Origin of the sequence: Solibacillus sp. FSL H8-0538 (assembly GCF_038003525.1) — a bacterium.
Classification (GTDB): Bacteria; Bacillota; Bacilli; order Bacillales_A; family Planococcaceae; genus JBBOPI01.
In genome coordinates this window covers 1,351,040-1,363,675 of record NZ_JBBOPI010000001.1, presented here as the reverse complement: position 1 = coordinate 1,363,675, position 12,636 = coordinate 1,351,040, and the positions used below count along the sequence as shown (strand labels likewise).

At 40.1% G+C, this 12,636-nt stretch carries 11 protein-coding genes and 1 other RNA gene; 2 read left to right on the top strand and 10 right to left on the bottom strand.

The genetic code is table 11. The features are described 5' to 3' along the window. Positions 1–158: 158 nt before the first annotated feature. The 8 genes from MHH87_RS06420 to MHH87_RS06385 form a co-directional block, all read right to left on the bottom strand. Complete coding sequence (locus MHH87_RS06420; protein WP_340748498.1) at positions 159–1,298, bottom strand: THUMP domain-containing class I SAM-dependent RNA methyltransferase; 1,140 nt, start codon at positions 1,296–1,298, stop codon at positions 159–161. Positions 1,299–1,301: 3 nt separating this feature from the next. Continuing rightward, a complete protein-coding gene (locus MHH87_RS06415; protein ID WP_340748497.1) occupies positions 1,302–3,050 on the bottom strand; it encodes a putative bifunctional diguanylate cyclase/phosphodiesterase in 1,749 nt (582 codons plus the stop codon). A gap of 81 nt (positions 3,051–3,131) precedes the next feature. Beyond that, an RNA gene (gene rnpB, locus MHH87_RS06410) (RNase P RNA component class B) lies at positions 3,132–3,512 on the bottom strand. Between the two features lie 60 nt (positions 3,513–3,572). Further along, a complete protein-coding gene (gene gpsB, locus MHH87_RS06405; protein ID WP_340748496.1) occupies positions 3,573–3,866 on the bottom strand; it encodes a cell division regulator GpsB in 294 nt (97 codons plus the stop codon). 99 nt (positions 3,867–3,965) lie between these two features. Further along, positions 3,966–5,228 (bottom strand): ribonuclease H-like domain-containing protein, encoded by a 1,263-nt coding sequence (locus tag MHH87_RS06400; protein WP_340748495.1) that lies wholly within the window; start codon positions 5,226–5,228, stop codon positions 3,966–3,968. A 4-nt stretch (positions 5,229–5,232) separates the two neighbouring features. Further along, positions 5,233–7,509: a DEAD/DEAH box helicase gene (locus tag MHH87_RS06395; protein ID WP_340748494.1), complete on the bottom strand. Its 2,277-nt coding sequence runs from the start codon at positions 7,507–7,509 to the stop codon at positions 5,233–5,235. Continuing rightward, positions 7,499–7,867, bottom strand: coding sequence for a YppE family protein (locus MHH87_RS06390; protein WP_340748493.1), 369 nt, complete (start codon positions 7,865–7,867; stop codon positions 7,499–7,501). The genes MHH87_RS06395 and MHH87_RS06390 overlap by 11 nt, the downstream gene beginning before the upstream one ends. A 49-nt stretch (positions 7,868–7,916) precedes the next feature. Further along, on the bottom strand, positions 7,917–8,114 hold the full coding sequence (locus MHH87_RS06385) for an endonuclease (RefSeq protein ID WP_340748492.1): 198 nt from the start codon (positions 8,112–8,114) through the stop codon (positions 7,917–7,919). Positions 8,115–8,270: 156 nt separating this feature from the next. Here MHH87_RS06385 and recU point away from each other — a divergent pair, with 156 nt between their 5' ends. Continuing rightward, positions 8,271–8,918, top strand: a complete 648-nt coding sequence (recU, locus tag MHH87_RS06380; RefSeq protein WP_340748491.1) for a Holliday junction resolvase RecU — start codon at positions 8,271–8,273, stop codon at positions 8,916–8,918. A 2-nt stretch (positions 8,919–8,920) separates the two neighbouring features. Further along, a complete protein-coding gene (locus MHH87_RS06375; protein WP_340748490.1) occupies positions 8,921–11,551 on the top strand; it encodes a PBP1A family penicillin-binding protein in 2,631 nt (876 codons plus the stop codon). Between the two features lie 75 nt (positions 11,552–11,626). Here MHH87_RS06375 and MHH87_RS06370 read toward each other — a convergent pair whose 3' ends face one another. Next, positions 11,627–11,974, bottom strand: a complete 348-nt coding sequence (locus tag MHH87_RS06370) for a YpoC family protein (RefSeq protein WP_340748489.1) — start codon at positions 11,972–11,974, stop codon at positions 11,627–11,629. Continuing rightward, complete coding sequence (gene nth / locus MHH87_RS06365) at positions 11,971–12,630, bottom strand: endonuclease III (protein WP_340748488.1); 660 nt, start codon at positions 12,628–12,630, stop codon at positions 11,971–11,973. The genes MHH87_RS06370 and nth overlap by 4 nt, the downstream gene beginning before the upstream one ends. Positions 12,631–12,636: the final 6 nt, after the last annotated feature.

Here is a 12,636-nt window from a genome sequence, read left to right as displayed (position 1 = left end):
ATGGAGTAAAAACATAGTTAGTCCTAGTTGTTACATACTTTCCATCTTATTCTTATATACAAAAAGTCGAAATAATAAATGGAAATAATTAAGAAAATGTTGAAAAAGACTGCACTAAATATGATAAATTATCATTTTTAGAACAGCCTTTTTAAAAATTAATCTTCTCTTCTCGATTTTTGACCCCAGTATTGATAAAGGTCTGTACGGATAAAGCCGTTGAATAGCTTACGCTTTTTCGTCGTTTTTCTACCGTATAATTCTTCGAAGTTTTCCATTGAAGATAGCATATATACGGACCAGGTTGGATAATTGTTCATTACCTGACCAAAGTCACGGATCACTTGTTCAATTACTTCTACTTCACCGATACGTTCACCGTATGGAGGGTTCGTGACAACTACACCGTCTGTTAACGTTGTTGTAAAGTCTCTTGCTTGCATTTGTTTGAATGTAATTATGTCACCGAAACCTGCTTCAAGTGCATTTTCCTGTGCAATGCTCACCATGCGATGGTCAATATCAGAACCAATTATTGTTAACTCTTGATCATAATCTGCTGCTTCATCTGCTTCGTTACGCGCTTGCTCCCAAATAGCTTGTTTCATCCATGGCCACTCTTCAGAGATGAACTCACGGTTATAGCCAGGTGCGATATTTTGCCCAATCATTGCTGCTTCAAGTGCAATAGTACCTGAACCACAGAAAGGATCTACAAATGGACGATTCGGATTCCATTTAGAGATTTTAACAAGTGCCGCTGCTAATGTTTCTTTTAGCGGTGCATCCCCTTGTACTTGACGATACCCTCGTTTATGAAGTCCTACACCTGATGTATCTATCGTTAATGTCGCAACATCTTTTAAAATAGATATTTCAATTTTATATGTTGCACCAGACTCATCTAAGAAGCCTAGACGTTTATAGTGGAACTTCATGCGCTCCACAATTGCTTTCTTTGTAATCGCTTGGCAGTCTGGAACACTGAATAGTTTTGATTTTACCGATTTACCTGACACAGGGAATGCTGCATCTACCTGTAAATAACGTTCCCATTCAATCGCTTTTACACTTTCGAATAATTGGTCGAATGTATGTGCTGGGAATTGTGCGACCACAATTTTTACACGGTCAGCTACACGTAACCATAAGTTACAGCGCGCGATCGCCATTTCGTCTCCCTCAAAATACACTTTGCCGTTATCGACGCGTGTTTCATAGCCTAATGCCTGTACTTCTTCTGCAACAATTGCCTCTAAGCCCATTGCAGCTGTTGCTACTAGTTGAAATTTTGTCATAGTTTAAACCCTTCCTTGATGTTCGATTTCCCAAAACTGTATAAACTCGAGCAACTCGTTCATCGGTAACGGCTTACTATAGTAGTAGCCTTGAATATAATCACAGCCCATTGTACGTAAAAGTTCTACTTGCTGTGCACTTTCTGCACCTTCCGCAACAACTTTCATTTTCAAGCGATGCGCCATTTGAATGATTGCATCAACAATTGCTTGCTTGTCATCAAGCGAACAAATATGTTGAATGAAGCTGCGGTCAATTTTTAAAACATCGAGCGGGAAACGCACTAAATAGCTTAGTGACGAATAGCCTGTCCCAAAGTCGTCAATTGATAATTTGAATCCTAGTTGTTTTAATTTTACAAGCTTACTAATTGTTTCGGAAGCGCTGTTCATTACAGTGCGCTCCGTTACTTCAATTTCAAAGTTTTGAGCTGAAGCATTATTTTTTTCAAGTATTTTCTGAATTGATTCTAAGAAGCTTTGCTGTTGGAAGTGAATACTCGATACGTTAATAGCGATTGGTAATTTATTATACCCTTCGCTCGCCAGTACAGTATGTCCATCACAAGCAAGTTGAAAAATAATTTCGCTCAGCGGAATTATTAACCCTGTTTCTTCAGCATATGGAATGAATTCTGCAGGCGATACAAAGCCTAGCTTGTCATTTGTCCAACGTACTAACGCCTCTACACCAATAATCGTGTTCGTTTTAACACATATTTTTGGTTGGTAATATAGTGTGAAATCCCTATTATCAATTGCTTTACGGATTTCTGTATCTAATAATAATACGCGCTTCGTATCCGTATTTAAATCATCAAAATAAAAAGCAAAGCCATTACGACCATTCTCTTTAGAAAATGTCATCGCTTTATCTGCACGATTCACAAGTTCCTCTGTCGTATGTCCGTCGTTTGGATAAATACTAATGCCCATACTCGTTGACACAAAAATTTCCTGCTCATTAATTTTAATTGGTTTTTCAATGATACGAATGACCTGCTCGGCAAATTTCGCTGCCTCGCGTGGATGCACAATATTCGTTAACGTAATAACGAATTCATCCCCGCCGTAACGCGCTAAAATATCTTTATTTTTCAATAGCGACTTAATACGTTTCGCTATTTCCACAAGCAATAAATCACCAGTTGAATGACCTAACATATCATTTACATGTTTAAAGCGGTCTAAATCTAAGAAAAACACAGCATGGTAAACAGGCTTTGACATGCCTACGCTTGACTCTAATAATGCGTTCATTCGTTCTAAAAATGCAAAACGATTACACACATCGGTTAATGAATCACGCAGTGCTCGCTTCTCCAGCTCGTCCTCTACGATTTTACGTTCGGATAGGTCCGAAAAAATACCACAGTAATTCGTAATATTTTCTTCATTATCTTTCACAGCCATAATCGTTAACCATTCCGGATAAAGATCTCCTGTTTTACGACGGTTCCAGATTTCCCCTTGCCAGATCCCGTGCTCATGTAGACCTTTCCACATTCCTAAATAAAAATTCAAATCATGCACTCCAGATTGCAAGATCGATGGGTCTTTCCCCACAACTTCTTCGCGTTTATAACCAGTTACAAATTCAAAGGCTGGATTTACTCCAATTATCTTCTTTTGTTTATCGGTTATCATGATGCCTTCTGTAACGTTTTCGAAGATTTTAACAATTAAATTGTCTGGATAATGTGATAGCGACTCGTACTTATCTAAATGCAAACTAGCAAGTTTTCCGCTCAACGTTTTCACCCTTATCTCTAAAAGAAAGGCTCTCCACAAGAAATGGAGAGCCTTTTTATGTGTAAAAAAAGCACCAATAAATTCAGTAAGCCATGTTTTGTTCCTGAGTACTCAAACGGCTTGCGCCTCGTACGACCAGGCAGTAATCATCTATCTACGGAAAAAAATTCCCGTCCCTCCATCCGTTTAATTCCTTCAGGAGAGTGCCCCTACCATAATTTGGGTTTCTCACTCGTGGGGTTTACCTCGTTCCACCTTGCATGTTTCCAAGCAAGCATCGTCACTGTGGCACTTTCAGGAAGTTTCTACCATATCACAAGGACTTAGGTATTCCTTCCGCCGTCAGCTCAAGGCTGCCTTACCTTATTTTTTCAGTAAGCACGAACACTACGGTCATCTCAGAGCCGTGTGAGCATGGACTTTCCTCTACAACGTCTAGCGTTGCAGCGATTACTCGAATTTTTGATGGTATAGCTATTATACTAAAAATATAATAAAATTACAATAACATGTTCGCTTTACTTATTCATAAAGCTTGTTGCCAAATACATGTTTTTCTAGATTTGATAAACGTTTTAAGATATCAAAGTTTGTATTATTTGTTACAGGTGGTGCCGAAGACCTTCTAGAACTGTTTCCGAGCTCTGCCTTTAAGCGTTCATTCTCTTCTTGAAGTGCTGCCAACTTTGATTCGAATTGATCATAGTCCTCTCGAATTAAATCTAAAAACTGATCAACCTCATCTACATTATAGCCCTTCATGCTCTTTTTGAACTCTTTTTCTAAAATATAGTCAGCTGTTAATTTAGTATTCATGTTCATCGCCCTTCCATTCCACTACATAAGTGCTCTCATTATAGCATAGGACAGGCTTGAATCGTGTAACAAGAACACCTGCTTTTTAAAAATTTGTCGTTATTTGCGCTTGCCTGGGAAATGAATTTTATTTTCAATTCGTTTCATGCGTTTTTCCCAACAATTTAGCTGACGCTGCTTATGCTGTTGTTTCACATAATTAATTCCCTTAGTAACAGTTTGTCCTTTACAAGCATATTCATACGCTTTTTCAACATCCTTTAGTTGATGCTCATAAATGATTGCTAGCTGTTCATACGCTTGAGCTTGCTTACGCGAAGGTATTCCCTGTAACGCGTTTTCAAAAGACTGAGCTGCATTCAAATAATCGCGGCCTCGTTTTTGTTCATAGGCTAAAAAAAAATGGGCAAGCCCTGTTTCCTCAACATCAAATTTCTCCGTCACATTCGCGAGTACGCGGGCACTTACCTGCTTTTGTTTAAGATCCCCATACCATTTCCCAATATTCGTATACGTTGCAGCCGATTCCTCACCAAGCTCATCCAATAATAAATTCGTTGAATGGACATATAGCGTAATAAGTGAAAGTAAATCCCATTCATTATGCTGCAGCACCTTCATAAGAGTTTCAGCATTGCCACTTTTTACCGCGTCAAAATAAATAATTGGCGCTAAGTGACCCGGTATATCACCGTCTCGGTAGAAGCCAAGTTTTCTCTCTTCCACTTGCGTCAGCTTCATACGCTCTAAATCATCCTTCCACAAACGCTTCGTACTATGTAATAAATCAACTTGACGCTGCTGACGCAGCTTTGGGATTAACTGCTGATTTAATGTCCAACGCGTTTCAAGCATCGGCCAATCAAAGCTTTTACCATTATAGGTAATAATCGTCATAATACGCTGCCAAAATTTAGACTCAAATAACATCGCCGCCTCGTTTGATGGATCCGCGAGAACATACTGAGTTAACACAAACTCATCATCAAATGCTTCCAGTAAGCCGAGTAAAAAAATATGGGTCCCTACACCTTTTAAGCCAGTCGTTTCCGTATCAAAAAACACAAGCGTTTCGTTAGAATCCAAGGCGTACGGGTGCCCATCTTCTAGAAGTGCCCATCGTTCAATTGCTTCATAAAATTGACTAATCTCATAATGGCCATGTTTAAAATTAAGCGGATAGTGTACAACGCGCTTAAAAAGCACACCAAAATCATTCTCCACAAGTTCTAAACCTGCCTGCTGCCACTTCTCACAGTACGACGGCTTAGTAGGTTTTTGAAAGGTTTGCTTTTCCTCTACCTTTTCCGACTTCTTGCCAAGCATCTTTTTCATTTGTAAAATTTTATTTTCATATGACATTTCATCACATCATTTCATTTTTTAATATCGACAGCACATTCAGCACTTGTTTTTTTCCATTATTCAGGCTATCTTGGGCCCCGATACAAGACGGGCAACCATTTGGACACGGACAAGCATTCACATGCTCGATTGTACGCTCAAGTAAAGATAATAAAATATCATAGACTCGCTCACTTAAGCCGATACCACCAGGATAACTATCATAAATGAAAAGAGTCGGTTTTTCATTATGCACAGCCTTTACTTGTGGGACCACGGACACATCGCTGCGGTCACAATGAATAAACAACGGGATAAAACTTTCCATCGCATATGCGGCTCCTGATAATGCATCCGTCAACATTTCCTCTGACCAGTTATCTGGTAATGTAAAACTCATCCATGTTGCATTCGTATGCATTTCCATCGGCGGAAGGTTAATAGGACCTGAGCCAATATTATCATGTGTATTAAAACGAATCTTTTTGAAAATCGTTGGAATGGCAAGCAGACTTACATCACCGTAGCTTACTGTTGCTGATTCATAGTCAGCATGCTTATCCTCACTTAGTACCTTTAGCTCCACCGCTAAATTAGCATCCGTAAAGTAATCAACATCCACTTCACGAACGAAAGCTTTTTTTTCCTCCCAGTCGAGTTTTTCTACTTGGAACTGAGTGCCCTGGTGTAAATAGATAGCTTCCTCATGTAGCAGCGTCATCGCACTGTACGTATCCATTTCTCCAATCACCTTCGTATGGGCTGGAACAGAAATATCTATGATGACGACATTTTCTTGAGCAGCTGAGCGTAGGCTAATTTCATGTGCTGGGAAGCGGTCACTCATCCAGTGCCACTGTGTACTGGTTTTCACGAGCACGCCTTCTTCCTCTAAATATTGAAGCAGCTCTTGAATTTCGTATTCACTGTAATCATCCCTCATGGAAAAAGGCAGTTCAAACGCAGCGCATTTTAAATGGTCCATCAAAATTAATATATTCTCTGGATTAATTCGTGCTTCTTCTGGCTTACTGCCGAGTAAATACGTCGGATGCTGAACGACATATTGATCGAGCGCTATCGACTGTGCGACATAAATAATGAGCGCTTCGTCCTGACGACGACCTGCCCGACCAGCTTGTTGCCAAGCACTTGCAATATTTCCCGGATACCCTGTCATTATGCAAGCTTGCAACTGGCCAATATCTACGCCAAGCTCCAGTGCATTCGTACTAACGACAATCTGAATCGTGCCGTCTCGTAAACCCTTTTCAATTTCTCGACGTTCGCTCGGCAAATAACCACCGCGATAGCCTTGAATGGATTCATCCTGTATTTTTTTCGCCGTTAACGTTTTTAAGTACGTCACGAGCATCTCCACACGTACACGCGATTTTGCAAAAACAATCGTCTGAATACCCGCTTCAAATAAACGCTTCGATAAATCGCGGACCTCTAACACTGCACTACGACGGACTCCAAAAGTCGGGTGGACAATCGGAGGGTTGTAAAAAAGAAACGTCTTCTTACCAATCGGCGCGCCAGATTGGGTTATGAGCGCGTGCTTCGTATTCGTTAAGCTTTCCGCTAACTCTAGTGGATTTTTTATTGTAGCCGACGTACAAATAAATGTAGGGTTGCTACCATAAAACGCACAAATTCGCTTTAGTCTGCGAATAACATGGGCAACATGGGAACCGAACACTCCTTTATACGTATGCAATTCATCTATAACAATATATTTTAGGTTTTCAAATAAAGAAACCCACTTGGTATGATGCGGTAAAATGCCTGAATGTAGCATATCCGGATTTGTCATAACAATATGGCCCGCTTTTCGAATTTTTTGCCGAATTCCAGGCGCTGTATCACCATCATATGTATAACTTAAAATATCTTCTTCCATACTTACAATTAATTCATTTAAATCCGTTTTTTGGTCTTGCGCCAAAGCCTTCGTCGGAAATAAATAAATCGCACGGCTAGAAGGGTCTTCAAGTATTTGCTGTAAAACAGGTAAATGATAGCAATACGACTTTCCTGAAGCAGTAGGTGTCACCGCTGTAAAGGAATGTCCTGACACGGCATAATCAAATGCCGCGCGCTGATGTGTATACAATTGATCAATTCCGCGAAACGTCAGAGCCCTTTTAATAGAAGGATGAAGGTTGTCAGGCAATGCCGCATAACGCGCAGGCTGAGCGTTAAGTGTATGCCAGTGGACGATATTTTGCTTTAGTTCTTCATCGTACTGCCACTCACGCAACAATTCCTGAATTGAACGCTTTTTACTGAGCATCGCCTTCACCTTCCTTTAAATAACGTAGAAATGTCGACAATGTATAATGGACCGATTGCACGGATTGAATGAAGCGTTTTTTACTCGTTTCCTTATAAAAGGACTGTACCGTAAACTGCTCCATTGCATCCACTGCATGATCTATTTGCGGAATATGCATATATTTCGGCTGGTTGTCACGAATCCAAGCATGCGCTTGCTGTTGCCATTCATGTAGCATGCCATGTACTGTATCCGCGTACGGCTTTACTTGTCCGAAAAAATCTGGCACTGCATCTAGCTCACGCATTTTATAAAAACGATTTATCGCTTCATCGCATTCTGTTAATAGTATTGTTGTCTGTTCAGTTAATTGCATACATGGCACCCCTAAATAATTTCAATAGTACAGTTTAGTGTACCAAACTCTAGCACTTTTCACTACCAATAGGCGAACACCTATTCTTTACTTGAAAACACTTTTCTGCTAAGCTTACTTTCTGATGCGCTCTCACAAGTTGTGATTGGTAGCGATGTGTTAGCCTCGCCTGTTCAGTTTGTATTTGTAAGTGAAGCAACTCCGTGGCAACGTCAAGCTGATTAATTAATGCAGCAATCCTAGTCATTTCATTCCTCCTTTTCTTCGGTACTATTCAGTAGAAAAGTAGAAATTCCTTTACGGTCGTCAAAACTAGTCAAAGAATGATAAAAGGACTGAAAAAACGCGATTTTTTTGTGATAAACTAGTAACGAGCTACACACATATTTAGGAGGGTGATTTCATGGCGATTCGTTATCCAAATGGCAAACTGTATAAAGCGACACCGACCGAAACGCCTGCCGCATCAAAATCAAAGAAAAAAGACAAGGATTTTTCGTATAGTAATCGTGGTAAAAGCCTAGAAGATGATTTAAATGAAACAAATGCATTTTATTTACAGAAAAATTTGGCAAACATTCATAAGAAACCTGTTCCTGTGCAAATCGTCAAAGTAGAGTATCCATCACGAAGTGCGGCGGTCATTCGAGAAGCCTATTTCCGAACGCCTTCTACGACGGATTACAACGGTGTATGGAACGGCTACTATATTGACTTTGAAGCGAAAGAAACCGAAAGTAAAACGGCATTTCCTTTGAAAAACATCCATTTACACCAAGTAACACATATGAAATCCGTAAAGATGCAAAAAGGAATTACTTTTTTCATCATCCGCTTCTCTGCACTGATGCGTGATTTTATCGTCCCTTTTGAGGTGATTGAATCTGCATGGCAGCAAATGGAGGAAGGTGGTCGAAAATCGATTCCACTAACAATTTTTGAACAACAAACTGTTGAAGTAAAAACGGGCTACAATCCGCGGCTAGATTATTTATCAGCAGTAAAAAAGTTCATCGCAAACAAAACCGTTTGTGAAAGTGAGGAGATTTAATCGTGACTGAAAAAAAACGAACTCGTGAAGAAATAAAGCGCGAGCGTGAATTACAAAGAAAAAAAACAAAAACACCTACAAAAAAATGGATCAAGCGTATATTCTTGACGATTGTATTACTGGGGGTTCTCGGCTTTTTAAGCGGGGTCGGGTTATTTACGTATTACGCGAGCAATGCGCCTGAATTAGATGAAGAATTATTAAAAGATCCTGTTTCATCAGAATTTTATGATATTAACGGAGAACTATTTGCCTCGATTGGCGTTGAAAATCGCAAATACGTGGCATACAAAGACATTCCGCAGCCAATGATCGATGCCATAATCGCGACAGAAGATTCTCGCTTTTTCGATCATTTCGGTGTGGATATTTGGCGTTTAGGTTCAGCCGTTATTGCGAACTTCCGTGAAGGCTTCGGGGCACAGGGAGCAAGTACCATCACACAACAAGTAGTAAAAAACTCATTCTTTACAAATGAAAAGAAGCTCGAACGTAAAGCACAAGAAGCATGGCTTGCCATTAAGCTCGAACGACAATATTCAAAAGAAGAAATTTTCGAAATGTACTTTAATAAAATACTAATGTCCGGAAGGGTTTACGGTTTCGGTACAGCAGCGGAATATTTCTACGGGAAAGAATTAAGTGAGCTCAATTTAGACGAAATGGCCCTACTAGCAGGGATGCCACAAAGTCCAAATAATTACAACCCTTTCAAACATCCAGAGCGTGCGGAGAAACGTCGAAACATCGTATTATCTCTAATGGTACAGCACGAAAAAATTAGTGAAGCACAAGCGACAGAAGCGAAGGCAGTGGCTGTGTCAGAAGGTATACTCTCTGAGGAGCATCGTATTGCGAATCATACAACTAACTACCCTGCCTTCCTAGACGTTGTACTATCTGAGCTCGAAGCGAAAGGCGATCGTGATTTAATTTCAGAAGGCATTAAAGTGTACACAACTCTCGATCCTAAAGCACAGCAAATAGTTGAAAACATCATGAATAATGATGCCAACTTCCCTACTGAAAAGATCGAATCTGGCGTTTCTGTCCTCGATACAACGACGGGGGAAATTCGTGCAATCGGTGGTGGACGTAATTATTCCGGCAATTTTGACTATAACTTTGCCTATGACTTAACAACACGTGCACCTGGTTCAACGATGAAGCCATTAATTGATTACGGTCCTGCCATTGAAAATTTAAAATGGTCAACAGGAGAAACGATTGTCGATAAAGAAATGACGTATTCCAACTCGAAACAGGTTATTACTAACTGGGACGGAAAGTACAACGGTTCGATGACGATTCGTGAAGCATTATATACATCTCGTAACGTTCCTGCTGTAAAAACATTACAAGCAGTAGGCACCGATTACGCACAAAAATTCATTTCAAAACTTGGTATTGAGACAGATTACGTGGTAGAATCTGATGCAATCGGTGGTGGTAATATTAATATTTCGCCTATACAAATGGCAGCATCGTATGCGGCATTTGGTAATAACGGTGGCTACAATGACCCACATTCGATTTCAAAAATTGTGTTCCGTGACGGTACTACATCGAAATCATATAAAAAAGAAACAACTTTAGCGATGAGTGATTATACAGCTTATATGGTCACGGATATTTTACGTGATGTTGTAAGTAATAAAGCAAATGCATCTGCTCCAACTGCCATGGTTTCAGGCGTTGATATCGCAGGTAAAACAGGAACAACGAACTACTCTGCAGATGAATTTGCAAAACATAATTTAAGTAGTAGCGCTGTACCGGATTCATGGTTTACGGGCTATACAACGAATTATTCAATTGCCATTTGGAGTGGGTATTCGCAACGTAAAGATGCCATTACAACATGGCCGGAGCGACGTTTACCACAAACTTTATTTAAATCAATAATGACCGATTTAAACGCTTATAACCCAGCTGGTACTTTTAAACAACCAAGCTCAGTCGTATCAGCAACGATTGAAGTAGGAACAAGCCCATTAAAGCTAGCGAGTGAATACACACCTGCTGAACTGCGACAAACGGAACTATTTGTTAAAGGTACACAGCCAACTGAAGTATCAAATGAATATGAGGCTTTAGTACTTGACCCACCGTTTAATGTAAAGGCTAGCTACAATGACGTAGCGAACTTAATTGATTTAACTTGGGAACATACAATTCCAGATGCTACTGAGGAAGCAGCTGACACCCCATCTATCACATATGAAGTAACTATGACCGTTGAAGGTGAGCCACCTACAGTTATTGCGACGACAGGGGCAACGTCAGTACAAATACCAAATATCCAGCCTGGTAAGAATTATTCCTTCTCTATTGTCGCACTTTCTGGTGAAACAAGAAGTGAACCAGGATCGGTGTCGATTTACATTGAAGGCATTGTCGAAGAACCCGAGCCACAAGAGCCAGTTGAGGACGATCAAAATGACTGGACGGATCCAGGCGATAATAACGGAACAAATCCAGGTGAAAACAACGGCCAAAATGGTAATGGATCAGATACTAATAATGGCAACGGTAACGGTAACAGCAATGGAAATGGTAATGGTGTTCAGCCACCAACAGTTCCAAATGAGCCAAATAGTGGAGAAGAAGAACAAGAACCAAATAATGAATAAAAAAAATCCAGTAGCTGCGAGAATAACCTTCTCTGCAGCCACTGGATTTTTTGTGGTTAAAACCGTATGAATTTCTTAAGCTTTTAAACGAAGTCTCGCACAGCGTTTTTTCGTTTCTTTATATAACTCATCTAATTGGCGATAACAAGCGTATTGACCTGGCTTCATTTTGATAAAACTTAAACGTTCCATCCCATTAATCGGCAATAGTTCGTAAATCGCATGCTCCTGAAGTGCAATGTCTGTGTGAGATGCTTGCAGTAAAAATGTTACAAACTGTTCAATACCTTTCTCCATCAAAGGCTTCGCCGAACCATCACGCGCTTCGTGAGCCGCATGAATGTTTTCACGAAGCTCTTCCCACACAGTAATCCATGCGTCTACTGCCTCTTTTGAAATGACTTCCTTCTTTACTTCAATCATGCTTTGACCAGTCCTTTCTTTAAGCGCTTTTGCCCTTCTCGACAATCACTTAAGAGCGGACATTCACCGCAGCCTGGATTTTGCGCCTTACAATGATAACGACCGAAGAAAATGATTTGGTGATGCGCTTTTGACCATTTCTCAATCGGTGTTTTCTTCATAATCGTCTCTTCTACTTCTAGTACTGAATCTTTCCAGCGACATAGACCGAGACGTTTTGATACGCGCTCTACATGTGTATCTACTGCCATAGCTGGTATATCAAAAGCAACAGATAGTACAACGTTCGCTGTTTTACGTCCTACGCCAGGTAGCGATACTAATGCTTCACGATTTGCTGGAATTTCACCTTGAAACTCTGTTAATAGCTTCATGCACAGCAACTGTATATTTTTCGCCTTATTGCGGTACAATCCGATTGAACGAATATCTTGCTGTAATTCCTCTAACGGGACAGCTAAATAATCATGCGGTGTTTTATATTTTTGAAATAATGTTTTCGTTACTTTATTCACTAGAACATCTGTACATTGGGCAGATAAAAGGGTCGCAATTGTTAGCTCAAACGGATTATCATGTACGAGCTCACAATGTGCCTCTGGAAACATGCGGTCCATTTCATCTAAGAAATGCTTCCATTGTTTTTTTGTTAGCAAGGCTCG

Bases quoted from the DNA above. Each gene is read 5' to 3' on its own strand.
- MHH87_RS06370 (WP_340748489.1), bottom strand. From the start codon at position 11,974: ATGATTGAAGTAAAGAAGGAAGTCATTTCAAAAGAGGCAGTAGACGCA.
- MHH87_RS06400 (WP_340748495.1), bottom strand. From the start codon at position 5,228: ATGTCATATGAAAATAAAATTTTACAAATGAAAAAGATGCTTGGCAAG.
- MHH87_RS06395 (WP_340748494.1), bottom strand. From the start codon at position 7,509: ATGCTCAGTAAAAAGCGTTCAATTCAGGAATTGTTGCGTGAGTGGCAG.
- MHH87_RS06390 (WP_340748493.1), bottom strand. From the start codon at position 7,867: ATGCAATTAACTGAACAGACAACAATACTATTAACAGAATGCGATGAA.
- MHH87_RS06420 (WP_340748498.1), bottom strand. From the start codon at position 1,298: ATGACAAAATTTCAACTAGTAGCAACAGCTGCAATGGGCTTAGAGGCA.
- gpsB (WP_340748496.1), bottom strand. From the start codon at position 3,866: ATGAATACTAAATTAACAGCTGACTATATTTTAGAAAAAGAGTTCAAA.
- MHH87_RS06385 (WP_340748492.1), bottom strand. From the start codon at position 8,114: ATGACTAGGATTGCTGCATTAATTAATCAGCTTGACGTTGCCACGGAG.
- recU (WP_340748491.1), top strand. From the start codon at position 8,271: ATGGCGATTCGTTATCCAAATGGCAAACTGTATAAAGCGACACCGACC.